General features: G+C 71.8%; 20 protein-coding genes. 17 read left to right on the top strand and 3 right to left on the bottom strand.

What is annotated here, in order from left to right:
- Nucleotides 1-17 precede the first annotated feature (17 nt).
- Nucleotides 18-1,034: a LacI family DNA-binding transcriptional regulator gene (locus AB0B94_RS13595; RefSeq protein WP_357276280.1), complete on the bottom strand. Its 1,017-nt coding sequence runs from the start codon at nucleotides 1,032-1,034 to the stop codon at nucleotides 18-20.
- Between the two features lie 255 nt (nucleotides 1,035-1,289).
- Here AB0B94_RS13595 and AB0B94_RS13590 point away from each other — a divergent pair, with 255 nt between their 5' ends.
- From AB0B94_RS13590 to AB0B94_RS13540, 11 genes are all read left to right on the top strand, one after another.
- Nucleotides 1,290-3,644 carry an AbfB domain-containing protein gene (locus AB0B94_RS13590; RefSeq protein WP_357276272.1) on the top strand — a complete coding sequence of 785 codons (2,355 nt, stop codon included), beginning with the start codon at nucleotides 1,290-1,292 and terminating at the stop codon, nucleotides 3,642-3,644.
- Between the two features lie 460 nt (nucleotides 3,645-4,104).
- Nucleotides 4,105-5,397: a cytochrome P450 gene (locus AB0B94_RS13585; RefSeq protein ID WP_357276267.1), complete on the top strand. Its 1,293-nt coding sequence runs from the start codon at nucleotides 4,105-4,107 to the stop codon at nucleotides 5,395-5,397.
- A gap of 194 nt (nucleotides 5,398-5,591) precedes the next feature.
- On the top strand, nucleotides 5,592-6,143 hold the full coding sequence (locus tag AB0B94_RS13580) for a helix-turn-helix transcriptional regulator (RefSeq protein ID WP_357276255.1): 552 nt from the start codon (nucleotides 5,592-5,594) through the stop codon (nucleotides 6,141-6,143).
- Between the two features lie 253 nt (nucleotides 6,144-6,396).
- Nucleotides 6,397-8,784 (top strand): nitrate- and nitrite sensing domain-containing protein, encoded by a 2,388-nt coding sequence (locus AB0B94_RS13575; RefSeq protein WP_357276249.1) that lies wholly within the window; start codon nucleotides 6,397-6,399, stop codon nucleotides 8,782-8,784.
- A 16-nt stretch (nucleotides 8,785-8,800) separates the two neighbouring features.
- Complete coding sequence (locus tag AB0B94_RS13570; protein WP_030490280.1) at nucleotides 8,801-9,205, top strand: roadblock/LC7 domain-containing protein; 405 nt, start codon at nucleotides 8,801-8,803, stop codon at nucleotides 9,203-9,205.
- A 53-nt stretch (nucleotides 9,206-9,258) separates the two neighbouring features.
- On the top strand, nucleotides 9,259-10,452 hold the full coding sequence (locus AB0B94_RS13565) for an ABC transporter substrate-binding protein (protein ID WP_357276242.1): 1,194 nt from the start codon (nucleotides 9,259-9,261) through the stop codon (nucleotides 10,450-10,452).
- Complete coding sequence (locus AB0B94_RS13560; RefSeq protein WP_357276238.1) at nucleotides 10,449-11,345, top strand: branched-chain amino acid ABC transporter permease; 897 nt, start codon at nucleotides 10,449-10,451, stop codon at nucleotides 11,343-11,345. The genes AB0B94_RS13565 and AB0B94_RS13560 overlap by 4 nt, the downstream gene beginning before the upstream one ends.
- Nucleotides 11,342-12,361, top strand: coding sequence for a branched-chain amino acid ABC transporter permease (locus AB0B94_RS13555; RefSeq protein WP_357276234.1), 1,020 nt, complete (start codon nucleotides 11,342-11,344; stop codon nucleotides 12,359-12,361). Before AB0B94_RS13560 ends, AB0B94_RS13555 begins: the two co-directional genes overlap by 4 nt.
- On the top strand, nucleotides 12,358-13,101 hold the full coding sequence (locus tag AB0B94_RS13550; protein WP_357276229.1) for an ABC transporter ATP-binding protein: 744 nt from the start codon (nucleotides 12,358-12,360) through the stop codon (nucleotides 13,099-13,101). The genes AB0B94_RS13555 and AB0B94_RS13550 overlap by 4 nt, the downstream gene beginning before the upstream one ends.
- The gene (locus AB0B94_RS13545) at nucleotides 13,101-13,871 is read left to right on the top strand and encodes an ABC transporter ATP-binding protein (protein WP_238668461.1); all 771 of its coding nucleotides are present in this window, start codon (nucleotides 13,101-13,103) and stop codon (nucleotides 13,869-13,871) included. The genes AB0B94_RS13550 and AB0B94_RS13545 overlap by 1 nt, the downstream gene beginning before the upstream one ends.
- Nucleotides 13,872-13,903: 32 nt before the next feature.
- Nucleotides 13,904-14,707 carry a methyltransferase domain-containing protein gene (locus AB0B94_RS13540; RefSeq protein WP_357276224.1) on the top strand — a complete coding sequence of 268 codons (804 nt, stop codon included), beginning with the start codon at nucleotides 13,904-13,906 and terminating at the stop codon, nucleotides 14,705-14,707.
- A gap of 369 nt (nucleotides 14,708-15,076) precedes the next feature.
- Here AB0B94_RS13540 and AB0B94_RS13535 read toward each other — a convergent pair whose 3' ends face one another.
- A complete protein-coding gene (locus AB0B94_RS13535) occupies nucleotides 15,077-16,018 on the bottom strand; it encodes a hypothetical protein (RefSeq protein WP_357276220.1) in 942 nt (313 codons plus the stop codon).
- Nucleotides 16,019-16,304: 286 nt separating this feature from the next.
- On the opposite strand from AB0B94_RS13535, the gene AB0B94_RS13530 reads away from it, so the two are divergent.
- Nucleotides 16,305-17,288 carry an ATP-binding cassette domain-containing protein gene (locus AB0B94_RS13530; RefSeq protein WP_357276214.1) on the top strand — a complete coding sequence of 328 codons (984 nt, stop codon included), beginning with the start codon at nucleotides 16,305-16,307 and terminating at the stop codon, nucleotides 17,286-17,288.
- Entirely contained in the window at nucleotides 17,285-18,112 is an 828-nt protein-coding gene (locus AB0B94_RS13525; protein WP_238668465.1) for an ABC transporter permease, read from the top strand. Before AB0B94_RS13530 ends, AB0B94_RS13525 begins: the two co-directional genes overlap by 4 nt.
- Before the next feature lies 1 nt (nucleotide 18,113).
- Here the strand turns inward: AB0B94_RS13525 and AB0B94_RS13520 are convergent, their stop codons facing one another.
- A complete protein-coding gene (locus AB0B94_RS13520; RefSeq protein WP_357276204.1) occupies nucleotides 18,114-21,293 on the bottom strand; it encodes a BTAD domain-containing putative transcriptional regulator in 3,180 nt (1,059 codons plus the stop codon).
- A 113-nt stretch (nucleotides 21,294-21,406) separates the two neighbouring features.
- Between AB0B94_RS13520 and AB0B94_RS13515 the strand changes: the two genes are divergently transcribed.
- From AB0B94_RS13515 to AB0B94_RS13500, 4 genes are read left to right on the top strand one after another with little or no spacing between them, the layout of a single operon-like run.
- Entirely contained in the window at nucleotides 21,407-22,240 is an 834-nt protein-coding gene (locus AB0B94_RS13515; protein WP_357276198.1) for an ABC transporter ATP-binding protein, read from the top strand.
- 31 nt (nucleotides 22,241-22,271) lie between these two features.
- On the top strand, nucleotides 22,272-23,255 hold the full coding sequence (locus AB0B94_RS13510; protein WP_357276191.1) for an iron-siderophore ABC transporter substrate-binding protein: 984 nt from the start codon (nucleotides 22,272-22,274) through the stop codon (nucleotides 23,253-23,255).
- 5 nt (nucleotides 23,256-23,260) lie between these two features.
- Nucleotides 23,261-25,360: an iron ABC transporter permease gene (locus AB0B94_RS13505; RefSeq protein ID WP_357276760.1), complete on the top strand. Its 2,100-nt coding sequence runs from the start codon at nucleotides 23,261-23,263 to the stop codon at nucleotides 25,358-25,360.
- 25 nt (nucleotides 25,361-25,385) lie between these two features.
- Nucleotides 25,386-26,291, top strand: coding sequence for a siderophore-interacting protein (locus AB0B94_RS13500; RefSeq protein WP_357276185.1), 906 nt, complete (start codon nucleotides 25,386-25,388; stop codon nucleotides 26,289-26,291).
- The last annotated feature ends 16 nt before the right edge of the window (nucleotides 26,292-26,307 follow it).

The following is a 26,307-nucleotide window of genomic DNA, read 5'->3' as shown; positions in this document are numbered from 1 at the left end:
CTGTGGGCGACCGGTGGTCAGGCGTCCGGCGTGCCGGTGCTCTCCCGGCGGAGAAGCCGGAACGGGGTCTGCACGGTCAGCGGCCCCGCAACCTCCGTGCCCTCGATGCGGGCGACGAGGCGACGCACCGCGAGACGGCCGATCTCCCTCTTGTCCGGGGCGATGGTGGTGAGGGTCGGGGCAGTGAACCGCCCCTCCTCGATGTCGTCGATCCCGACCACCGCGACGTCCTCGGGCACCCGGTGACCGGCCTCGGCCAGCGCCCGCAGCGCGCCGATGGCGACCAGGTCGTTGTAGCCGAACACCGCGTCCGGCGGGTCACCGAGGGCGAGCAGGTCACGCATGGCGCGCAGGCCGTCGAGCCGGCCGAACGCCTCGGTGCCGGCGACCAGCAGTGGTCGGTACGGCAGGCCGGCGGCCGCCAGGGCCTCCCGGTAACCCCGGACCCGCAGATGGGCCGACTGCCGGTCACCTCCCGGGGTGGCGCCGATGAACGCTATCCGGCGGCGGCCGATCGCCACGAGATGCCGGATCGCCACGTGACTGGCGGCGACGTTGTCGATGGCGATGTGGTCGTGTGGCACGTCGTAGACGCCCTCGCCGATCAACACGAGCGGGCCGCCGGCCGTCCGGGCCAGCACCTCCTCCCGGCCGATGCGCACCGGGCTGAGGATCAGGCCGTCGATGATGCGCTGCCGGGAGCCGTCGAGGAGCGCCAGCTCCGCCTCCCGGTCCGCGGCGGTGTTCTCCATGACCAGCGTGTAGCCGAGCGCGGCGGCCTCGGAGATGGCGATCTCGGCGAGTTCGGCGAAGTACGGGTTGGTCAGTTCCGGAATGGCCAGGGCGATCAGGCCGGTACGGCCCCGGCGGAGGTGCCGGGCGCCGAGGTTGGGGCTGTAGCCGAGTTCGTCGATCGCCTGCTGCACCCGTTGCCTGGTCCGCTCCCCCACCGGCCGGTACCCGTTCACCACGTTCGAGACGGTGGCCAGCGAGACACCGGCGCGCTGGGCGATGTCCTTCAGGTTGACGACCATCCCCAGCCTTTCGGCAATTCGACCGGCGGGTCGACCGGGCATTGATGAACAAGCATTGACGGGAGGGTCGACGCGGCTCTATAACGTTATACAGGTGATGATGGATGTCAATATGCCGGTCACCGTTGGCGCGTGGAGATCCCACCGACATCCGTCGCTGACGCCCGCCCCCCGTCAATGACCACCCGATGCCCACCACCCACGCGCTTCGGGCCTGGCTGCACCGCCCGCGGCGACTCGTCCCCCGGAGACGGCATGACACGTCACGTCCCCATCCGCCCCGCCCTGCCTCTGCTGCTCGCCATCGCCCTGGTCGCCGGCGTTCTCGCCGCGCCCGCCTCACCGGCGTACGCCGCACCGGCCAAGACGCCGCCACTGAGCACCCCCTGGACCAGCCAGGCGCTGGCCGGCACACCACTGCCCGAGTACCCGCGACCCCAGATGACACGGCCGGACTGGCTCAACCTCAACGGCGAGTGGCAACTACGCCAGTCGACGACCGACGACGCCCCGCAGTTCGGCACCAACCTGCCCGAGCGGGTCAACGTGCCCTTCCCGGTGGAGAGCGCCCTGTCCGGCATCCAACGGGCAGCCAACGACAACCGCAACTACCTGTTCTATCGACGGACCGTCACCATCCCGGCGAACTGGTCGGATCGGCGCACCCTGCTGCACTTCGGCGCGGTCGACTGGCAGAGCACCGTCTGGGTCAACGGTGTCCGCGTCGGCGCGCACACCGGCGGCTACGACGCCTTCACATTCGACGTGACACCCCAGCTCACCACCGGGACGAACGAGATCGTCGTCAAGGTCTGGGATCCCACCGACACCCGGCAGAACGGCAGCCTGCCCGCCATCGGCAAGCAGACCAAGACACCTGGCGGGATCTTCTACACCCCCAGCTCCGGCATCTGGCAGACCGTCTGGATGGAGCCGGTGCCCGCCGCCTCGATCAGCAGCGTGGACGTCTACCCGAACCTGAGCGACAACACAGTGCGGGTCCGGGTCTTCACCCGGGGCGACGTGAGCGGCCACAGCGTGCTCGCCGAGACGCTGAACGGCACCACAGTGGTGGGCTCGGCCACCGGCGGTTTCACCGACTTCAGCGTGCCGGTGCCCAACGCCCGCCGCTGGTCACCGGACGACCCGTTCCTCTACAACCTCCGGGTGACAGTGCGCGGCGCCACCGGTGCCGCAGTGGACCGGACCCTGCACTACTTCGGCATGCGGGAGATCACTACCGGCCTGGTCAACGGGGTGCTGCGCCCCAAGCTCAACGGCCAGTTCGTGTTCCAGGTCGGCACCCTCGACCAGGGCTACTGGCCGGACGGGCTCTACACCGCGCCCACCGACGCCGCCCTCGCCTTCGACCTGCAGAAGCACAAGGACCTGGGCTTCAACATGGTGCGCAAGCACATCAAGGTCGAGCCCCAGCGCTGGTTCTACCACGCCGACCGGCTCGGCCTGCTGGTCTGGCAGGACATCCCGTCGCTGACCGCACAGGACGTCGACCCCACCGATGCCCAGCAGGCGCAGTTCGAGGCCGAGGCACGCGAGATCGTCGACGAGCATCGCAGCTCACCCGCCGTGATCGCGTACACGCCCTACAACGAGGGCTGGGGCGAGCGCTCCCTCGCCGACACCCGGCGGGTCGCGCAGAACATCAAGAACCAGGACCCGACACGTCTGGTCAACCCGCACAGCGGCCACAACTGCTGCCAGTCGCTGGGCAACCCCGGCAACGGCGACATCGACGACTGGCACGTCTACCTCGGTCCGGACTCCCCCGTGCCGTCGAGCAGCCGGATCGCGGTGCTCGGTGAGTTCGGCGGCCTGGGCCTGCACACCCCGGGCCACGAGTACAGCCCGAACGGCAGCTTCTTCGCGTACGAGTGGCAGTCCAGTTCGAACGCCCTCACCGACCGGTACGTGGGGCTGGTGCAGGGCACCCAGAACCTGATGCTCGGCAAGGGGCTCAGCGCCTCGATCTACACCGAGATCACCGACCTGGAAGGTGAGCTGAACGGGTTCCTCACCTACGACCGACAGGTGATCAAGATGGATCAGGCGCGGGTACGCGCCGCCAACACCGCCCTGATCAACGCCTCGAAGGCCATCGGCAGCTCGGCGCCCGTCGCCCTGCCGGTCAACACCCGCCGGTCGTTGCGGGTGACCACGCCCGGCTTCACCAACCGCTACCTACGCCACCAGGACAGCCTGGCCTACACGGAGGTGGTCGACGCGGCGAGTTCCAGCCTGCTCAAGGCCGACGCCACGTACGCGATCCGGCCCGGCCTGGCCGGTTCCGGTTGCTACTCGTTCGAGTCTGTCAACTTTCCCGGGCAGTACCTGCGCCACCAGAACTCCCGGGTCCGCAACTCGCCCGACGACGGCTCCGCGCTGCTGCGCGCGGACGCCACCTGGTGCGCCCGCACCGGGCTGACCGGCAGCGGCGTGTCGCTGGAGTCGTACAACTTCAGAGGCAGGTACCTGCGGCACTACAACGCGGAGGTCTGGCTCAGCAACGGCGCCGGCGGAGACGCGTACAACACGCCGACGTCGTGGACGGCCGACAGCACCTGGAGCGTCGCCGCGCCGTGGGCACCGTGACCGCTGTGCGCTGAGCGCACCGTCAGGACAAGAAGAAGCGCGGGGGTTCCGGTGTGGCCGGAACCCCCGCGACGCGTGGACGGTGTCGCGGGCCGACTCCGCCCGCCCCGGGCTCGCCGGCGAATTCCGTCGCGGTCGGTGACCGGACTCCGGCGTCACTCGTCGCCTCGGGGGTCGTTTCCCCGGTCATGAGCGAGAGCGGCGCGTTGATTGCACGGTTCGGCCGGGTCGACTTCACGGCAAGGACCGGGCCGCAACTTGCATATGGCCAGGTTCGCTCGGCTGTTGCAACACGCAATTATGCCGACCAATAAATAGACAAGAATCAATCTTGACTTGTACGGCCGGTAAGCGCACCGTAAAAAGCCAGAGGCAGATGCACGCCATTATCGGCCCGGCTGAAGTGGATCGCTAAATGGGGGCGCTGCCGGTTCCGCGCCGGGCGCATCAGGAGGCTTTCATGCGGTTGAATCCGTTCACCGGAGTCTATCTCACCGATCCGGCAAGCATGTGGCGGCGCATTCTCGACCATCCCGACGGGGCGCACTACGCCGAGGATCTGGGCCTGTGGTTGATCAGCCGGCACGCAGATGTCCGGCGGGCCCTCGCCGACGCCACGACATTCGCCAACGCCCTCACCCTCGCCCCGGTCTACGAGGTGTGCCCACCGGCACTGAACGTCATCATGCAGATCGACGCGCCACCCACGACGGCCGCCGCCGATCCACCGACGCACCCGCGCACCCGGCGGGCCCTGCGGGCGACCTTCGCGAACACCGCCGAGCGGGTCGAGGCCGAGTACGGGGCGATCATCCGACGCCGGGTCGACCAGTTGGTGTCCCGTCTCGCCGCCCGTCAGGGCGATCAGGTCGACCTGATTCCGGAGTTCGCGACCGAGCTTCCCCTGCTGGTGGTCCTGGACATCCTCGGGGTGCCCGACGCCGACATCGGGCGGATCCGGAGCTGGGCGGACGGTCAGATCGCCCTCGTCTGGGGGCAGCCGGACCCGGCCGAGCAGGTACGCCTGGCGCAGGGCCTGCTGGAGTTCTGGCACTACTGCGAGGACCTGGTCCGCCAGCGGGTGGACAGTGGACACCGGGGCGAGGACTTCATCAGCCGCGCCCTGGACTACCGGGACGACGACGACAGCGTGCTGACGGTGCCCGAGGTGGCGAGCCTTGCCTTCAACCTCCTGGTCGCGGGCCACGAGACCACCGCCGGGTTGCTCGCGCACGCCCTCGATGAGGCCCTGTCCGCTCCCCAGCGCTGGTCGGCGATCACCGCGGACCCCGGGCTCCTCCCCGCCTTCGTGAGCGAGACGCTCCGGTTCGCACCCGCCATCGACGGTTGGCTGCGGGTGACCACCCGGGATGTCACAGTGGGGGCGGCGACGATCCCCGCCGGGGCGCGTTGCCTGCTGTTGATCGGAGCGGCGAACCGGGACCCGGCGGCGTTCCATGACCCGGACCGGTTCGACCCACACCGGGCCGATGTGGGCAATCACCTGTCGTTCGGCCACGGTCCACATTTCTGCATCGGTGCGGGATTGGCGCGACTTGAGGCCGGAATCGCCCTCAGCCGGCTGGCCGAAGCCATTCCCGGGCTGAGGTTGGCACCGGAGCAACATCGCTCGTACAAACCCAATGTCGCGTTTCGTGCGCACCGCACGCTGCTCGCGATAATCGACGTCCCGGCGCCCACGGACGTGCCGGCGGCACGCGACGGCGCGACGGCCGAAGTGCACGCGGCCTGAGTGGGCACGGGTGCCAGCGGCGCTGACCTGCTGACGGGTCGACTGTGGGTGGGCCGTCGCCGACAGGTCCCCACCCGGCGCGCCTCAGCGCCGGCACCGGGTCCGGCGAGGACCTTTCCCGCTTTCGCCGACGATCCATGCCGGTGAACGTCTTCACACCCATCACGTCCTGGGTTAAGAATTGCCCTCTGTGAATGTTCAGCTCATCGGCCAATCTCGATCTGGTGTCCGCCGCTGAATGTCCGTTCCACGAAGGTGAGCGCATGGAGCACACGTCCCCGTCGAGCTCGGCTCACTCTGCCGCCAGTCAGCGGTTCCGACGGGAGTTGCGCGACTGCCGCGTCCAACGGGGTCTTACCCAACGAGCCCTGGCGGACCTGGTGCGGTTCAGCCGGGAGACGGTCGCGGCGGTCGAGTCAGGTCGCCGGTTCGGCAGTCACGAGTTCGCACTGCGCTGCGATGACGTGCTCGGCACCGGCGGCCGACTGGCCGCGCTGTGGCCACGGGTCGCGGCCGAGCAGTTGGCGGCCGACGGTCGCCGAGGCCCTCGCGCGGCGGAACCAGCTCAACTGGATCGGCAGGTGCCGCGACAGCGTGGACGGCGGGACGCGCGCGACCCGGGCGCCGTGGTGGACGCGATCGACGAGCTGCGTGAGTTGATCGGCCAGGTGCTCAACGGTCAACCTGAACCGGATCAACCGGAGCGGCGGCACCCGTCGGTGGAACCCCTCGACAACCAGCGCTGACCCGGCGAATCCAGTTCGACCGCACGGCGTCACCGGTCGCTGACGTTGGGTACAGATGCTGGTACGGGCAGTTTGTACCACGGCCAGGTCTGGTCTACGAGCGCGGCTTCCGGCCGAATGGGACTTGCATTCGGCAACGTGCGGATAGACCGTCATCGACGAGTCGTGGGAGTCAATCTTGGCGTCGAGCACCCGGTCCCACGCGGCCAGACCCTACCCGACCCGGCGACGCGGCTGGAAGATAGCCGGCCGGATGCGCCTCATCGTCGTGGCCCCACTCGTCGCCGTGATCGGCTTCGCCGGTCTCGCACTGACCGAGAGCGCACGCCAGACCGCCCGCGCCAGCGACCTGCAGATCCTGGCGCAGGTCGGTGCCGAGGCCGGCGACCTGGCCTACCGCCTGCAACGCGAACGCATCGCCGCCGCCGACCTGCTCACCTATGCCCGACCGGAGCAGCAGGACGCCTTCGGCGCGGAGATGGCCGCCACCGATGACGCCGTCGCCCGCTACCGCGGGCAGCGTGACCGACTGTCCACCGACGACGGCACCGGCTCGGCACTCCTGCGGCGCATCGACGCGGCTCTGGACGGCCTCGCCCCGCTGCGCACCCAGGTGCGCACCGCCACGCACGCGTCGGTCTCGGCGATGACCTTCAGCTACCGCATCGCGATCGCCGACCTCATCAACTTTCGGGAGAACGTCTCACACGGCGTGGTGGACGCCCCACTCGCCGACGGGATCCGGGCCTCCGCGGCGCTGTCGAAGACTGCCGAGGCCATCGGCCAGCAGCAGGTGGCCGTGCTACGCGCCGTCGCGGGCGGCGAACTGACCCCAGCCATGCAGCAGGACATCACAGCGGCCCGCACCAGCTACACCGAGTCGAGCCTGTCGTTCCTGGCCCTTGCCCCAGCCGAGTGGGGCATCTGGTGGGAGCAGGCCGGCACCGGCAAGGAGGCGCTGACCCTGCAACGGATGCAGGACGAGGTTTCCCGGGCGCAGCCGGGATCGCAGCTGAAACTGGAGACCGACGCCTGGGTGTCCACCACCCAGACGCGCGCCGCCCGGCTGGCCGACCTGCGCGCCAGGGTCGACGACGCGGTCCGCGACGACGTTCGGGCCGCGCACGCCGACCAGCGCCGCAGGGCCGTGGCCGAGGCAGCCAGCGTTCTCCTGGCCCTGATCCTGACCGCGTTGGTGACCTGGGCCGTCGCACGGCAGATCACCCGACGGCTGCGCCGGCTACGGGACGCGGCCAACGCCGTTGCCTTCGAACAGCTTCCCGCCGTGGTGGCCCAGCTCCAACAGCCCGGCAGCGCCGCCGTCGACCCACAGAAGCTTGCCCAACAGCAGTCCAGCGCCGCCCTCGAACCGTCCAGCGACGACGAGATCGGCGAACTGGGGCAGGCGTTCAGCGCCGTGCACCAGGCCGCCGTGCGGACCGCCGCCGAACAGGCGGTCATGCGCGCCAACACCGCCGACATCTTCATCCACCTGAGCCGCCGCGAACAGCGACTGGTCGACGCCGTCCTGGCCCAGGTCGACCTGGTCGAGCGGGACGAAACCGACCCCGACCGGCTCGACCAGCTGTACACACTCGACAACCTGGCGACCCGGATGGGCCGGATCAACGCCAGCCTGCTGGTGCTCGGCGGTGTCGGCGTGGGTCGCGTACGCCAGCGCGACGTTCCGCTGCAACAGGTGCTCCAGGCAGCGCTGTCCCAGATCGAGCACTACGCACGGGTCCGACTCGGCATGATCGACGGGGACGTCGCGGTGGCCGCAAAGACCGTCGACGAGGTCGTGCACCTGCTCGCCGAACTCATGGACAACGCCACGACGTACTCGCCGCCGGGCAGCGAGACCTGGGTGAGCGGCCGGAGCCTGGGAGACCGCGTCATCGTCCAGATCAGCGACGAGGGTGTGGGGCTGTCCACCCAACGGATGCAGCAGCTCAACGACCTGCTGGCCCACCCACCGGCCATCGACGTGGCCGCCGTACGGGCGATGGGCCTGGTCGTCGTGGGTCAACTCGCGGCCCGGCTGGGCGCCACAGTCCAACTGCGACGCGGCCCCCGACGCGGCATCCTCGCCGAGGCGACACTGCCCGCGACGATCATCCGGTCGCTGCCGCCGGAGGAGTACCTGCTCGCGCCCGGCAGGCTGTCGCGGCGGGCAGCGCGGACGCCCAGCCCGCCGCCGTACCAGCCGCGCCCCGAGCCCACCGCCGGTCGCCAGCCGACCGAACGGACCCTGCCGGCCGCGCCGGTCTTCCGACCGGCTCCCCCACCCCCTGACCGGGGTGACGCGCCCACCGAGGAGCTGCTCATCTTCGAACAGGTCAACCACTGGTTCCAGAGCGACGTCGTCGACGGTCAGAACGGCCAGCAGTGGTCCAGCCCCGCCGACGACGCCTGGCGAACGGCCGCCCAGGCGCACACCCCCGAGGTCGCCACGACCACGAACTCCGGCCTGCCCAAACGGCAGCCGCAACGGCACCTCGTGCCCGGCGGTGTGACAGTGCCCCAGCAGCAGCAACGGTCCGAGTACCGCGACCCGGCGCAGGTGGCGACGGCGATGGCCGCGTACGCGCGGGGCGTGGCGAACCGCCGGCGCACCCCGATCAACCTCGGTAACAAATGACGCGACAGGAGAGCACGTGACCGACCAACAGGATCTCGGCTGGCTGCTGGACAACTTCGCCGCGCGCGCGACCGAGGTCAGCCACGCGATAGCCATTTCCAGCGACGGCCTGATGGTGGCCGCCACCCGCGACCTGCCACCGGACCGGGCCGACCAGTTGGCCGCCACGGGTAGCGGGCTGGTCAGCCTGCTGCGGGGGGCGGCGGCCTTCTTCGACGCCGGCGCGGTGATCTCCAACGTCACCCAGCTCGAGGGCGGCTTCATGTTCTCCATGGCCTTCAACGACGGCGCATCGCTGCTGGTGCTCGCCGCGCCCGAGTGCGACGTGGGCAAGGTGTCCTACGAGATGACCGAGCTGGCCAACCGCATCGGGGACGCGCTGACCCCCGCTGCCCGGGCGGCGCTCGCCCGCAGCCGCTGACCACCCCGGCGCCCCCACGCCGGAGACCCCTTCCCCTTCCTCTGGAGTTAGACATGCCTCTCACCACGCCTTGGCGCAGCCGTGCCCTCACCGCCGCGCTGCTCGCCGCCGTGTTGACCACCAGCACGGCCTGCGGCGACGACGCTCCGGGCACGAGCGCCGGCGGCTCGATAAAGATCGGCCTGCTCGCGTCGCTGTCCGGGACGTACCAGGCGGTCGGCACGGAGATCCGCGACGGCTTCCAGCTCTACCTGGACACCCACGACGGCAAGTTGGGCGGCCGGAAGGTGGACCTCGTCGTCGCGGACGAGGGCAACGGCGCGCAGACCGCCGTCCCGGCCGCGACCAAGCTGCTCAAGCAGGACCGGGTGTCCGCGCTGACCGGCATCGTCGGTGGCGGCTCGGTCGCCGGGGTCACCCCGGTGCTCAACGAGACCAAGGTGCCGCTGGTCGGCTCCAACGGCAGGCCGGAACTCAAGGACGTCTCCCGGGTCTGGCACACCTCGTACCTCTCCGACGAGCCCGGGGCGGCGATCGCCCAGCACGTCCGCGACAACGTGAAGGGCTCCGTGTACGCGATCGGCCCGGACTACCAGGGCGGTTGGGACGAGCTGCGCGGCTTCACCGACGCGTTCGGCAAGATCGGTGGGAAGCTCGCGAACGCCGACGGCAAGACGACCTTCACGCCGTTCCCGGCCACCACCAACTTCCTCCCGTACTTCGCCCGCATCAAGGCATCGGGAGCGGCGGCCGTCTACACCTTCTACGCCGGCAGCGCCGCTGTCGACTTCGTGAAGCAGTACGCGCAGTCCGAGATCAAGGACATCCCGTTGTACGCGGCCGGGTTCCTCACCGAGGGCGGCGTGCTCAACGCGCAGGGCGAGGCCGCCCGCGACATCTACTCGGTGCTCAACTACTCGCCCGACCTCGACAACGCGGAGAACCGCGCCTTCGTGGCCGCGTGGAAGGCGAAGCACGACGGTTCCCCGACGACCTACGCGCTGGCCTCGTACGACGCGGCGGCGGTGCTGGACCGGGCGATCGGCGCCGCCGGAAGCGACCCGACCCCCGAGGCCATCAACACCGCCATCGGCCAACTCGGTCAGATCGCCAGCCCGCGCGGCACCTGGCAGTTCTCCACCACCACGCACTCACCGGTGCAGAAGTGGTACCTGCGGCAGGTCCGCCAGGACGGCCGGGCGCTGTCCAACACCGTCGTGGGTGACCTCGCGACCGTCGGCCGGTGATAGCTGTGGCGGCCGGCACGAACCGGATCGACCCGTACCTGATCCCGGCGTTGGACGGAGTCGCCTACGGGCTGCTCGTGTTCGTCGCCGCGTCGGGCCTGGTCTTCTGTTTCGGCGTCGCCAACATCCTCAACCTGGCGCACGGCCTGCTCTACGCGATCGGCGGGTACACCGCCGCGGCGCTGCTCGACGGCGGCTGGGCGAGCTTGGCGTTGGCGCTGGCGATCGGGGTGCTGGCCGCCGCCGCGACGGGGGTGCTCCTGGCCGGCCTGCTCACACCGGTCGCCACCGGCAATCACCTGAGTCAGGCGCTGTTGACGTTCGGGGTGGCGCTGGCCGGCGGCAGCCTGCTCGTCGCCGGCTTCGGGCCCGACAATCCGCAGGTTCAGGTGCCCGCGGCCCTGGAGGGGTCGGTGATGGTCGCCGGTCACCGCTACGCCGCGTACCGGTTGGTCTTCATCGTCGTCGCCGCCGTGCTCGCCGTCGCCCTCTACCTGGTGGTGCGACGCACCAGGGCCGGGATGCTGGTCCGGGCGGCCGTCGACGACCCGGAGATGGTCGCCTGTCTGGGCGTGAGTCCGGCACGGATCCGGGCCGGTGTGCTCGCCGCCGCCGGTGCGCTGGCCGGCGCGGCCGGAGTCCTGGGCGCGCCCATCATCGGCCCCGGCACCGGCACCGCCGACACGGTGCTGCTGCTCTCCCTGGTGGTGGTCGTCCTCGGTGGTCTCGGGTCGATGGCGGGCACCCTGCTGGCCGCGCTCGCGATCGGCGAGATCCAGACGCTGGGAGTGGCGCTGCTGCCGTCCGCCGCGCCGTTCCTGCTGTTCGCCGCCATGGCGGCAGTGCTGGCCGTGCGGGCGCGCGGCCTGGCCGGCAGGTGGAGGACGGCATGAGAGGCGAGGTGATCCGGCGGGTTCGGGGCGGCATCGCGGCGCTGGTCCTGGTCGGCCTGGTCGCGGCGCCCTGGATGGTCGACGACTACACCACGGCGATCCTCGCCCGGACGCTGGCGCTGGCACTGGTCGGGGTGAGCGTGGCCCTGCTCACCGGCGTCGCCGGCATGCCCACCCTCGGCCAGACCGCACCGTACGCGGCCGGCGCCTACGCGTGCGCCGTGGTCGGCAGCCGGGTCTCCGACGTCGGCGTCGTGCAGCTCGTCGTCGCGGCGGCCGCAGGGGCGCTGCTGGCCGCGCTCACAGTGCCGCTCGTCGTGCACGCCCGAGGGGTGATCGTCCTGATGATCACCCTGGCCGTCGGTGAACTCGTCGTCATCGTCCTGGGGCGGTGGCGGTCGGTGACCGGTGGCACGGACGGACTGGCCGGCATCCCCGCGGTCCGCCCGTTCTGGGGGCTCCCGGCCCTGGCCGACGATCAGGCCCGTTACCTGTACGCCCTGGCCGTCGTGGCCACGCTGGTCGGCGCGGTGCTGGTGCTGCTGCGTACCCGGGCCGGGCTGGTGCTGCGTGCCGGCCGCGACGACGAGACGCGGCTGCGGGCCAGCGGACACCGGGTGGCGCTGCACCTGTCCGGCGCGCACATCGCCGCCGGGGCGATCGCCGGTGCCGCCGGCTCGCTCCTGGTCGTCGCCCAGCAGTACATCTCCCCCGCCGACTTCGGCTTCGACACGTCCGCGCTGCTGCTGCTCGGTGTCGTCATCGGTGGCACCGCCTCGGTGGGTGGCGCTCTGGTGGGTGCGGCGTTGGTCATCGCCGTCCGGGACTGGCTGTTCGGGGTGCTGCCCGGCCACGCGCCACTGGTGCTGGGCGCGCTGTTCGTGGCGACTGTCTACCTGCTGCCCACCGGCGTCGACCGGGCCCGGGGTCGGCTGCGCCCGCCGGGCGTCCCGACGCTGCGGCCGGACCGGCCAGCCGCCCCTGATCAGGCCACCGTTGCGGAGTTGCACCGATGACCGGCCTGTTGGAAGCCCAGGAGATCAGCGTGCGGTACGGCTCGCTCGCCGCGCTCGACGGCGTGGACCTGTGCATCCACGACGGCCAGCGGCACGCGTTGATCGGCCCGAACGGGGCCGGCAAGACGACCCTGCTCAACGTGCTCGGCGGGTCCACCAGGCCGCAACGCGGCACGGTGCGGTTCGACGGACGGGACGTCGCTCGACTCGGCCCGGCAGCCCGGGCCCGGCGGGGCATCAACCGCATCCACCAACGACCCGCGGTCTTTCCGACGCTCACCGCGACGGAGAACGTCGTGGTGGCCGCGCTGCCACGGATCATCCCGCGCCGCTCGTGGTGGCCGGGCGGACGCCGACGCGCCGCACAACGCCTGGCCGGTCCGCTGCTGGATCAGATGGGGCTCACCGCCGTCGCGACGGTGCCCGCCGGGCACCTCGCGCACGGGCAACGACGCCAGTTGGAGATCGCGATGGCCCTGGCCGGTCGCCCCCGCCTACTGCTCCTCGACGAACCGGCGGCCGGGTTGTCCGCCGTCGAGGTCGGCCGGCTGGTCGAGTTGCTCCAGGCGCTGCCCCGGGCGGTCGCCGTGTTGCTGGTCGAACACCGACTGGACCTGGTGTACGCCCTCTCCGACACGGTTACCGTGCTGCGCGACGGTCAGACGCTGGCCGCCGGCACACCTGACGAGATCCGTACCTCGCCGCTGGTGCGGCAGGCCTACGCCGACGGGGTGGCCTGATGCTCACTGTGGATCGTCTCTGCGCCGGCTACGGCGGGGGAATCGTCCTGCACGAGGTCAGCCTGCGGGTACGCCCGGGCAGCATCCAGGCCGTGGTGGGCCGCAACGGGGCGGGCAAGAGCACACTCGTGCACACCATCGCCGGCCTGGTGCGGGCGTCCAGCGGTCGCGTCGAGATCGGCGGTGTGCACGTCGCCGGCCGGCAACCGCATCGCATCGCCCAGTCCGGTGTGGGTCTCGTCCCGCAGGGCCGACGGGTCTTCTCCCGGTTGACGGTGGCCGAGCACCTGCACCTGGCGGCCGCGCCGTGGCGGGCCCCCACCTCCGGCGGCGAGGGCTGGACGGTAGCCCGGACCCTGGAACTGTTGCCGAGGCTGGCGGTGCGGCTGCGACACCGCGGCTGCGAACTCTCCGGCGGTGAGCAGCAGATGCTGGCGATAGCCCGTGCGCTGCTCGGCCAGCCCCGGGTGCTGCTGCTCGACGAACCATGTGAGGGGCTCTCGCCCGACCTGGCGGCGCGGGTCCGCGAACTCGTCAACGGCCTCGCCGCCGACGGCCTGACCGTGCTGCTCGTGGAGCAGCAACTCCAGCACGCCATCGAGCTCGCGGACCGGGTGGCGGTGCTGGAGTACGGCCGGGTGGTGTACGACCGGCCGACGGCGGAGGCCCGCCGCGATCCGGCCCCACTGGCGGCGATGTTGAGCGTCGCCGCCGTTGCGCCACCCCCGGCCAACCGACCGACCCCTCGGCTCTGGGCCGACACCCCGTAGTCACCCGACCCTTCATGGAGAGGTAGACACCGATGACAACAGCTACGAGCGATGACACGTACACGTTCGACAACGGCGCACCGGACGCCGTGCCCCAGATGCACGCCCTGGAGTCCTTCCTGGATCCGATCACGACGCGTCGGCTGGCCCGTCCGGTGCTGGAGCCGGGCGCCACCTGCTGGGAGGTCGGGGCGGGTGGCGGCTCGATGGCCCGGCGGATGGCCCGCGCTGTCGGCGACGACGGCCACGTGCTGGCCACCGACATCGACCCCACCCACCTCGTGGCCGAGGGCAACCTGCACGTACGCCAGCACGACGTGCGCACCGAACCGCCACCCGGGGACGCGTTCGACCTGATCCACGCCCGGCTGGTGCTGCTGCACCTCCCCGATCGACGACGGGTCCTGCGCACGCTCACCGGCGCGCTCGCGCCCGGCGGGTGGCTGGTGGTCGAGGAGTTCGACTGCACCGCGCCGCAGCGGGTGCTGACCGCGCCCAGCGACGACGCCGCGAAGCTCTTCGCGCAGGTCATGGACGCCATGATGGGTGTCCTGGAGGACCACGGCGCTGACCTGGGCTGGGCGCAGGACGTACACACCGAGATGGCTCTCGCCGGTCTGACCGACCTGGACACCATCACGCACTCGCAGAGCTGGGCCGGCGGATCGACCGGAACGTCGCTCTACGAGACCAACTCCCGCCAGTTGGAGCCGGACCTGCTGGCGGCCGGGCTGTCACCCCAGCAACTGCACGCCTTCCGGCGGCTGCTCAGTGACCCCGGCTTCGCCGTCATGTCGTACCACTTCGTCTCCACGCGGGGCCGCCTACCGAGCTGAGCAGGTGGACCACCGCGCGGAGCGCGGTCACGCCGTCCGTACCTCTCCCGCCGCAGCACCTCCCCCCGCTGCGCTCCGGACAGCTCTACGACGGCGTCGATCGCACCGGCCGGGCTCCCTCGCGAGGGAGCCCGGCCGGCCCGCACCCGCACCCGCACCCGCACCCGCACCCGCCCGATCTTGCACTTTCGGTCGCCGACAGTGTGTCGGGACAGAAAGCGCAAGATCGCGGCTCGTGGGCGGGCTGGACTCGTGGATCATGGAGTTGTGGTGCCTGAAGTAGCACCTTTAACGACTTTTGTGGCCCACCACAACTCCATGATCGACGAGGTGGTGTGCTGGTTCGGACCGATGGTCGGAGATCGTGGCTCAACGCGGAGTGGTCTCCTGGTCGGCCAGGACAATCAGGTCGTCCGGGCGGGCCGACAGCGGCGCTGTCGCTCCGTCGAGCCACACGAGATAGCCCACCGGCGGACCGGAGGAACCCCACCGGGCACCGACGATCGTGGCCGACCGCGCGTCCTGCGGCTGCGTGATCAGGCGTACCCGGGTGCCCGGCGCGTGTCCGTCGTCGGCGACGATGAGCAGCGCGTCGAGGATCTGCCGGACCCCGGCGACGGGCAACCCCGGAACCCACGGCTCACCCGCGTATCCCAGTCGCGGCGTCATCATCGTGCTCAGCAGCGCGGTCTGCCGGATCGCCTCCTGGCGGACCAGCCCGTCCACGCTGCGTTCGGCCACGGTCAGCGCCTTCTGGATGCTCGACCAGAGGGCCAGGGGCTCCTGGTCGAGCAGGCGGCGGGCCTCGCGGTCGATTTCGGCGCAGGCCGTGTCGAGCGCTGTGTCCTCGCCGAGTTCCGCGATCCAGGCGAGGTCCCCCACCTCGGGCAGCAACCCTGGCGAATCGGCCACGATCACGACGTACAGCATCGCGAGCAGTTCCTCGCTGCCCTCGCCGTGATAGAGCGGGCCCACCCCGCTGCCGGGACGCCCCCGGCTGGGCGGGAACCGCTCGACGAGGTGCTGCGCGCGGCCATGAGGCAGGGCAGCGGCGCGCCTGGTGTCCGACACCCGCTCCTCGAACGACCGCCGCTCACGGCGTTCGACGAGCAGTTGGCGATGCGGGTCGAACCCGATCGGATAGATCGTCCGCCCGTACCGGGAGAGTGTTTCGCCGGGCCGGAGACCGACCGTGTCGAGTTGCCGGGCCGCCTCCGAGTAGGCAACGCCAGCCAGCGCTGCATGCTCCCGGATGGCGCGCTTGCGGGCGCGTCCCGGGGCCGGGGTCCGTCGGGGGATGGGATCAGACATGACGCCTCCGGTGCAGCCCCACGCACTCCACCGAACGGGCGACGTGACCGGCACGCCGGAAGTCGACACATCGGCGCGGAGTCGGAGACTCTTGGCCCCAGGCATGCGGTCAGGCGTGGGCCACCACATCGGGCGCTGGCAGGCGCTCTGCCGTGGCCAGCATATCGTGACGCCGACCATCGGTGTGGATCTGACCGCCCGCGCTCTCGGCCCCGGTGTCAGACGCTGTCGGCCCGTGTCGGTGGCGTGTCAGGGCGGTGTCAGCGGGCCCGCGCAGACTCGACGCATGACAGCTGACCTGGTGATCGAGGCCGAGGGCCTCGTGAAGACGTTTGGGAAGACGAGGGCGCTGCAGGGCGTGGACCTCGCCGTACCCCGTGGGACGGTGCTCGGGGTGCTCGGACCCAACGGCGCCGGTAAGACCACCGCCGTGCGCATCCTCTCCACCCTGCTCACCCCGGACGGCGGGACCGCCCGAATCAGCGGTTTCGACGTGGTACGGGACGCCGAGCGCGTTCGGCAGAGCATCGGCCTCACCGGCCAGTACGCCTCGGTCGACGAGGACCTGACCGGGCGGCAGAACCTGGAGCTGTTCGGCACCCTGCTGGAGCTGGGGCGCGCCGGTGCCCGGCGGCGGGCCGCCGAACTGCTCGACTGGTTCGACCTGACCGATGCCGCGAACCGTCCGGCCAAGACCTACTCCGGCGGCATGCGGCGACGGCTGGACCTGGCCGCCAGCCTCGTCGGCTCGCCCGACGTGATCTTCCTGGACGAGCCGACGACCGGGCTCGACCCGGCCAAGCGCGAGGACATGTGGGACGTCGTCCGTTCGCTTGTCAACAACGGTTCGACGGTGCTGCTCACCACCCAGTACCTGGAGGAGGCCGACGCGCTCGCCGACGCGATCACGGTGATCGACCATGGCCGGGTCATCGCGCACGACACGCCCGAAGGGCTCAAGCGGGTGGTCGGCGGGCAGACCCTGGAGGTCCGACCGTCGGATCCGGCGCAGTTGCCCCGCACCGCGCAGATCCTGACCCAGGTCGGGTCCGGCGCGCAGGCCGACGAGATCCGCAAGGGCGTGCTCGCGGTGCCGGTCACCGACGACGCGGCCCTCACCGAGAGCGTCGCGCGGTTCGCCACGGCCGGCATCGCGGTCACCGAGCTCTCCCTGCACCTGCCGAGCCTCGACGAGGTGTTCTTCACCCTCACCGGACGTACGGCATCCGTTGACGACACCACCACCCGCCCCACGGAGGTCGCGGCATGAGCACTCTGACCGACACCGCGCCCACGCGAAGCCGCGCACTGTCGACAACCACGCCGAACCCTCGGCCGTTCCGACTGGTCCGGCACTCGTTGGCGCTCGCCAAGCGCAGCCTCATCAAGACCTGGCGTACACCCGAGGCGCTCATCGACGTCACACTGCAACCGGTGCTGTTCCTCATCATCTTCGTGTACGTCTTCGGCGGCGCCGTCGCCGGCTCCACCCACGACTACCTGCAGTTCCTGCTGCCCGGCATCCTGGCGCAGACGATCGCGACCGGCGCCATCGCGATCGGCGTCAACCTCAACACCGACATCGCCAAGGGCATCTTCGACCGGTTCCGATCGTTGCCGATCCCCCGCTCCGCACCACTTGTCGGCGCGGTCCTCGGCGACGTCGTCAGGTACGTCATCGTCACCGTGTCGACCCTCGCGATCGGCTACGTGATGGGTTTCCGGATCGACACCGACCCGTTCCGGGCGATCGCCGGGTGTCTGCTGGCGGTGCTGTTCGCGCTCTGCCTGAGCTGGCTGCCGGTGCTGGTGTCGATGAAGGTGCGGACCGCGGGTGCCGTGCAGGGTGTGATGTTCGCGCTGATCATGCCGCTGAGCTTCGCGTCCAACGTGTTCGTCGGCGCCGACACCCTGCCGGGCTGGATGCAGGCGTTCGTGGACGTCAACCCGATGACCCACCTGGTGGCCTCGGTCCGTGGCCTGTTCCTCGGCACCCCACTGGGCAACCACGTGTGGTGGACGCTCGCCTGGTGCGCCGGCTTCGTCGCGGTGTTCATGCCGCTGGCCCTGCGGGCGTACCGCAAGAAGATCTGACCTATGCGAGCAGGTCGTCCATCAGCTCGCGGACCCGGCTGACGGCCGCGGCGGGTGGCCGCTCGCGCCACGCGGCCAGCAACGGCTCACGCTGCTCCTCGCTGCCGAGGATGGCGTTGAGCCGTTCGCCGTTCTCAAAGGGGAAGAACATCTCGATCTGGGTGCCGATCCGCTTCGCGAGCACCGCCAGTTCGCGGGCGGTGTCGACGTCACCGCGGTACGCCGCGAACTCCGCGCCGCCCGACGCCCACGCCCCGATCACCGGCAGGTCCCGTGAGGTCAGCGCATCGTCGCGGGCGAGCGACAGCATCGCGGCCGCCTGGACGGTGGCATCGGTGCCCGACACCCGCCCGACCTGGGCCACCCGCAGGTAGATGATCGCCGCAGTGGCCCGGAGCATCACGCGCGGCTGTGGCTGCGGCCCGACCCAGCCGGCGAGGACCCGTGTCACCTCGTCGGCGCGGGCGAGCGCCTCGTCGTACCGCTCACGCTGCCAGGCGAGGTGGGCCAGGCCGAGTAGCGCCTGCGCGGCGTCGATCTGCTCGGCCTGGCCCAGCGCGGCCGTCTCGCCCAGTCGCCGCTCCGCCTCCGCGTCGCCGGTCAGGGCGAGCTGCACGTCCAGCCGCACCCGGATCGACCGCGCGTCCTGCGTGGCGCCGACCAGCTCCATGTGCCGGACGCTGCGGGTCAGCCACTCGGCCGACCGGGCATCCCCGCCCGGGACCAGGAACTGCCCGACCGCACCCGCCGCCATCGCCATGCCCCAGTGATCGCCGGCGGCCTCGAAGCGGTGGTAAGCCTCCTCGGCGTCGCTGATCGACGCTTCCGGCAGGCCGCCGTTCTCCCGTACCGCCGCGCGCGCGAACAGCCCCAGCCCCTGCACGTACGGGTCCGGGTGCGCGACCATCTCGGTAGCGCTCTTCAGGCTCTGCTCCAAATCGGACGCGTCGAAGCCGGGCAGCGCCGACGCGAGGGCGGTCATCCGGGACGACACCTCGTCGGGGCGTTCGGTCTGGAGGGTCCGTAGCGCCCGCCGGGCGAGCACGGCGGGCCGCAGGTCGGCGCTGACGCCGGCGTTCACGCTGATCACCACGCACATCCAGGCCAGCCGGTCGGCGTTGGGCAGTGGCCGGCCGCTGGCCGCGCCGCGCAGGATCGCCGACCGCAGCCGCCGCTGCGGGTCGTCGATGTGCAGCAGCCCGCGCGCCCAGGCGAGGACCTCCAGGTGCAGGCCCCGCACCGACCAGAGGTGGAACAGCGCTGTGGCGATGTCGACGGCGGCGGGCTCGTCGTCCGCTCCCATTGCCCACCGCAGGCCGGCGACCAGGTTGTCCTGCTCGGCGGCGCACCGGTGCAGCGCCTCGACCTGGCCGGGGCCGATGAAGCGGGCGGCCAGCGCGACGGCCTGCTCCCGCGCCCACCGGACCAGGCCGGCCATGGCCTGATCCCGGGCACCGGCCGCGTCCAGCCGGGCCTCGCCGTACTCACGGACCGTTTCGAGCATCCGGTAGCGCGGCGGACCGTCCCCGTCGACCAGTGTCAACAGGGACTGTTCGACGAGGGTCGCCAGGCCGCGACGGACGTCCGGTGCCTGCGCGACGGCGGCGGCGAGGTCCGCTGTGAACGGCGCGGGGATGACAGCGACCCGCTGGAGCAGGTCACGGTCGGCTTCGGCGAGCAGTTCCCTGCTCCAGTCGACCAGCGCCCACAGGCTCGCGTGCCGCTCGGGCAGGCCGCGCAGTGCGTCGTCGAGCAGCGCGAACCGGTCGGTCAGCCCGGCGAGCACGTCGTCGATCGGCATGTGCCGCAGTCGCGCGGCGGCCAGTTCGAGGGCCAACGGCAGGTTGTCGAGCCGGTGGCACAGGGCGAGCGCCCGCTCGGTGTCCCAGGTCGGCACGGCGCCACCGGCCCGCGCCCGGGACTCGACCAGCGCGAGCGCGTCGGCGTCCGGCAACGCGGTCAGCCGGTGCACCAGCTCGCCGACCAGGCCCAGTGGGGCACGGCTCGTCGCGAGCACCGCGACCTCCGGCGAGGCCGCCGCGACCAGGTCCGCGACGACGACCGCCACCGCGTCGAGCACGTGCTCGCAGTTGTCCAGCACCACCAGCCCGTCGAGGTCCGGCGCCACGGCGCGCAGCCGCTCCTCGGGGCTGAGGACCCGCCGCTCCAGGCCCAGGTTGCCGCCGGTCGCCGTGGTGTCCGCACCGCCGAGCGCGGCGAGCACAGTGGGCAGCACCTCGTCGGGCGAACGCAGGCCAGCGAGTTCGATCACGCGGACCGCCTGCCCACCCGCTGCCGTACGTCTGGCCACCTCGGCGGCGAGCCGGGTCTTGCCCGCCCCGCCGGTCGCCACGACCGTCACGACGGGTGTCTCGGCGAGCGCGTCGGTGACGGCCTTGACGTCCCGCTCGCGCCCCACGAGGGCGGCCATGGGGCGGCGCCACGCGGCGGGCAGCGTGATCCGCGCCTGTTGCCGGGGCGGCGCCGCGACGGGTGGTGCGGTGAGTTCACCGCGCAGCAACGCCAGGTGGACGCCCGTGATCACGGGCGACGGGTCGGTGCCGTAGCGGTCGGCCAGGTCGACGCGCAGCCGCTCGACGACCTCCAGCGCCTGCGCCTCCCGTCCCTGCGCGGCGAGCACCCGGACGAGCAGGGCGGCGGACGGCTCGTCCGGCGGTGTCCGGGCGGCGAGTCGGCGCAGGTCGACCTCGTCGAACGGGCCCACGCCGGCGAGTGCCGCCTGCGCGCGCAGCGCGGCGACCTCCGCGAACAGGCGGGTGTCCTCGGCGCTGGCCAACTCCGGCACCTCGGGGAACAGGGCCCGCGCCTGGTCGGCCAGGCCGCGGGCGGCACTGACGTCACCGCAGCGGAGCATGGTGCCGGCCTGATCGACGAGCGTGCGCGCCTCGACCGCGTCGACGGTGATCTGCTCGGTGGGCAGGCGGTATCCGCCCGGCACCGCGACAACTGGCAGCCCGAGACGGCGTACCCGGGACACGAGCGCCTGGACGGCGCCGGTCGCGTCGTCCGGTGGCGCGCCGTCCCAGACGGCGTCCATGAGCAGGCTCACGGAGACCGCCCGCCCCCGCGCGTCGAGGAGCGCGCGGAGCACCGCCGCGAGCCGTTCACCCCGAACGGGCTGGCCGTCGACGGCGAGTGGGCCGAGGGTCGCGATGTGCACGGACCCAGCATCCCCCACGCGCGCACTGACCCGACGACCACCGGTACGCCAGGCCTGTCACGGTCCGGCGACCGGCTTGACAGGCCGGCATTCAGTTAGGTTAGCCTAACCTCATGCAGAACGAGTTGGCGTCGGTCAACGGGGAGCGCAGCCTGTCCGGCGTCGACCTCCGTCTGGGCTATCACGGTGTGCCGGTGGTGCACGGTGCGGTGATCAACCTGCGCGCTGGTGCCGTCACCGCACTGGTGGGGCCCAACGGCAGCGGCAAGTCCACCCTGCTGCGGGCCCTGGCCCGGCTGCACCCGATCGAGGCCGGAATCGTGAATCTCGCCGACGGCGTCACGGCCGCCGGTCTCCCGGCCCGGGAGTTCGCCCGGCGGGTCACCCTGCTCGCCCAGAGCCGGCCGGTGCCCAGCGGGGTCACCGTCCGCGACGTCGTCGGCTACGGCCGCCACCCCTACCGCGGGCGCTGGCGCACCGAGGACCCGGACGGTCCCGCCGCCATCGCACGCGCCATGGACGTCACCGGCGTCACCGCGATGGCCGACCGTCCCGTCGACGAACTCTCCGGAGGCGAGTTGCAGCGGGTCTGGTTGGCCACCTGCCTCGCCCAGGACACCCCGGTTCTGCTCCTCGACGAACCCACCACGTTTCTCGACCTGCGCTACCAGGTGGAGATCCTCGACCTGGTCCGTGACCTCGCGGACGATCACGGCGTCGCCGTCGGCGTCGTGCTGCACGACCTCAACCAGGCAGCCGCCGTGGCGGACGAGGTGGTCCTGTTGCAGCAGGGCCGGGTCCGCGCCACCGGCACCCCGGCGACGGTGTTCACCGAGAACGCCCTCACCGAGACATACGGGATCCGCATCGAGGTGACCACCGATCCGGTCAACGGACTGGTCACCACCCGGCCGGTCGGGCGGCACCAGATCCGCGCCCTGGTCTGAACACCCCCATCCACAGCAGAGAAAGACCGTCATGACCCGTACCCGTTTCACAGCCCTCATCGCCGTCGTGGCCGCGCTGACGCTCGGCGCCTGCGGCACCACCGAGAACGCCGCGGCCCCCGACGCCTCCGCCTCGGCGTCCGGCGGTCCGGTCACCGTCACCGACAGCCGGGGCAAGGAGATCACCCTCAAGACGCCGGCGACCAAGGTCGTCGGGCTTGAGTGGGGCGAGGTCGAACTGCTGGTCAGCCTCGGCGTCATGCCCGTCGGTGTCGCCGACCCCAAGGGCTACGGCACCTGGGTCACCTCCGCGAAGCTCGATCCGGGCGTCAAGGACGTCGGGGTCCGCGGGGAACCCAGCGTCGACGCGATCGTCGCCCTCCAGCCCGATCTCGTGGTGATGGAGGACGACCGGGGCGGCGCCATCGTCAGTCAACTGGAGAAGTTCGTGCCAGTGGTGGTCGCCAAGGGCAGTGACGCCACCGACAACCTCGCCCGGATGCGCACCGACCTCAACATGATCGCGAAGGCGGTCGGCAAGACCACCGAGGCGGAGAAGCTGCTCGCCGACTTCGACGCGGCCATCGCCGACGGCAAGAAGAAGATCACCGACGCGGGTGCCGCCGGCCGTCCGTTCGCCATCGCCGACGGCTGGAAGGAGGGCAGCACCGTCAGCATCCGGATGTTCGGCACTGGCGCGCTGGTCTCCCAGATCGGCATCCAACTCGGCCTCACCAACGCCTGGACCGGCAAGACGGACGAGGTGTGGGGCCTGGGTCAGACCGACGTCGAGGGCATGACGGTCCTGAAGGACCCGAACATGCACCTCTTCTACAACGCCTCCGACGGCGACGACGTGTTCGCCGACGGCCTCGCCGGCAACGCCATCTGGACGTCGCTGCCCTTCGTGCGGAAGGGCAACCTGCACAGGATGCCCAACGGCATCTGGACCTTCGGCGGTCCGCTCTCCGGCAAGCAGTACATCGACGAACTCGTCAAGACGTACACGGTGTGAGCGTGCTGAACGCGCCCCCGCGTCCGGAGCCGGCCACCCGGCCGGCTCCGGGCGGACGCCCGGCCGTGCCCCGCATCGCCGTCGTCTTCGTCGCCGCGATCCTGCTGCTGCTGGTGGTCGGCACGGTCCACCTCACCCAGGGCACCTCGAACGTCGGCGCCCTCGACCTGCTGCGCCTAACGACCGGCGCCGACGACGAGGCGGCCCGCGTCCTGATCGCGTCCCGGCTGCCCCGGCTGCTCGCCGGGCTCACCATCGGCGTGGCGCTCGGGTTCGCCGGGGCGGCGTTGCAGTCGATCGCCCGCAACCCGCTCGCGTCCCCCGACACCCTCGCGGTCAACGCGGGCGCCCACCTGGCGATCGTCGCCGTCGCCGCGTTCGGCCTCGCACTGCCCGCGCTGCCCGCCGGCGGCCTGGCCTTCTGCGGCGGGCTGGCCGCCGCCGGCCTGGTGATGGCGATGTCCTCGGGTGGGCAGGCCGGCACCACCCGGCTGATCCTCGCCGGCTCGGCGACCGCGCTGGCGCTCGGGTCGGTGACCACCCTGCTGCTGCTCCTGTTCGAGCAGGCCACCATCGGGCTGTTCGCCTGGGGGAACGGCTCGCTGGTGCAGAGCGACCTGACCGCGCTCACCCAACTCGCCCCGGTGATCGTCGGCGCCGTCGTCGTGCTCGTGCTGCTCGGGCACCGCCTCGACATCCTCGCCCTCGGCGACGACACCGCCACAGTGCTCGGCCTCGACGTGCGGCGCACCCGGCTCACCGTCATGGTGCTGGCCGTGCTGCTCTCCGCCGCGGCAGTCACCCTCACCGGCCCGGTCGGCTTCGTCGGCCTGTGCGCACCGGTGATCGTCCGGCTGCTCGCCCCGGTGGTGCCGGGGGTGCACCGGCACCGCGTCCTGCTGCCGTTGTCCGGCATCGCCGGGGTCATCATCGTGCTCGGCTCCGACGTGCTGCTGCGAGCCGTGATGGGCGGGCAGGCCGGGGTCGACATCCCCACCGGCGTGGTCACCACCGTGTTCGGCGCGGCGATCCTCATCTGGCTGGCCCGCCGGCACCGCGACGCCGGCCCCACCCGCCGTCCGCCGGGCGGGCACGCGGCCGTCCGTTCCGCAGCCTTCCACCGCGTCGTCGTCGCCGTCACCGCCGTCCTGACCGTCTGCGCCGTGACGGTCGGCATGCTCGCCGGTGACACCTGGGTGCTGCTCGGTGACGTCGTCAACTGGGTCAACGGCACCACCGGGCCCGCGTACACCTTTGTGCTGGACCAGCGGTGGCCGCGCGTCGCCGCGGCGGTCCTGGCCGGCGCGGCGCTCGCTGTCGCCGGCACCACAGTGCAGGCGGTCTGCCGCAATCCGCTGGCCGAACCCGGCATCCTCGGCATCACAGCGGGCGCCGGGCTCGGGGCGGTCTCCCTGCTCACCTTCGTGCCGCTGGCCGGGGTGTGGGCCGTCTCCGGCGTCGCCGGGCTCGGCGCGATGCTGGCGTTCGCGCTGGTCTACGGCCTGGCCTGGCGCGGCGGACTGAGCTCCGACCGGCTGGTGCTGATCGGCTTCGGGGCCTGGCAGGGCGGCATGGCGGTCATCACCTACCTGGTGGTGGCCTTCGACCCGTGGAACACCGGGAAGGCGTTGACCTGGCTGTCCGGCTCCACCTACGGTCGGACGCCCACCCAGGTGCTGCCAGTGCTGATCGCCCTGCTGGTGCTCACCCCGGCGGTTGTCGCCGCCCGCCGGGAGCTCGACCTGATGGCGCTGGACGACGACACCCCCCGCGTGCTGGGTGTCCGGCTGGAACGCACCCGGTTGATCGCGCTCGGCGCGGCGGCGCTGCTCACCTCCACCGCCGTCTCGGCCGTCGGGGTCATCGGTTTCGTCGGTCTGGTCGCCCCGCACGCCGCGCGGGCGCTCGTCGGCGGCCGGCACTCCCGGGTGCTCCCGGTGGCCGCGCTGCTCGGCGCGGCGCTGGTCAGCATCGCCGACACCTTCGGCCGGACGGTCATCGCGCCGGCCCAGATCCCCGCCGGCCTGGTCACCGCCATGATCGGCACCCCGTACTTCGTCTGGCTGCTGTGGCGCTCCCGCGCCGTGGCGAGCACCACCCGGTAGAGCCGCCCGAGTCGAGAGAGGCACCATGACCGAGACCCTGCCCATCGCCCCGTGGCGCGTGTTCGCCGTCACCGTCCGCGCGGTACGCCGCCTGAGCCCGTCCTTCACCCGGGTGACCTTCACCGGGGCGAACCTGGACCGCTTCGCCGACAACGGCTACGACCAGCGGATCAAGCTGGCGCTGCCGCTGCCCGGTCAGGACCGGGCGACCCTGCCGGACGGCCCGGACTGGTACGCGACGTGGCGGGCCCTGCCCGCGCACCTGCGCAACCCGATCCGCACCTACACCGTGCGGGCGGTCCGCCCGCACCTGGCCGAGGTGGACGTCGACCTGGTGTTGCACGGCGACAGTGGTCCGGCGACGCGCTGGGCTCGGCGGGCCAGCGTCGGTGACGAGATCGCGCTGGTCGGGCCGGATGCCGGCTTCGACGGCAACCACGGCGGGGTCGAGTTTCGACAGTCCACCGGCGGCGCGTTGTTGCTGGCCGGGGACGAGACCGCCGTGCCGGCGATCAGCAGCATCTGCGAGCGGCTCCCCCTCGACGCCCGGGGCACTGTCGTGCTGGAGGTGCCCGACGCCGCCGACGTGCTACCGCTGCTCGCGCCGCCCGGCGTCGAGGTCCGCTGGCTGGCCCGGGGCGCCGACGGGTACGGCAGCAGGCTGGTGCCCGCCGTCGTCGCGGCCGCCGGGGAACTGCTGGCCCCCGGCACGTCGACGGCCGCCCAACCAGTGCCGGACGTCGACGTGGACACCGAACTCCTGTGGGAGGTGCCCGAGCAGGCGGCCTCGGCACCGCTCTCCGCGTGGCTGGCCGGGGAGGCCGGCGTCATCCGTACCCTGCGCCGGCACCTGGTCGCCGAGCGGAGCCTGGACCGGCGGGCGGTGGCCTTCATGGGCTACTGGCGTCTCGGTCGCGCCGACGCCGACTGACAGCGCCGCGAGGCGC

It is taken from the genome of Micromonospora sp. NPDC048986 (assembly GCF_040649335.1).
Classification (GTDB): Bacteria; Actinomycetota; Actinomycetes; order Mycobacteriales; family Micromonosporaceae; genus Micromonospora; species Micromonospora alfalfae.
The sequence above is the reverse complement of the archived record's forward strand: the minus strand, read 5'-3'. Positions and strand labels throughout refer to the sequence as shown.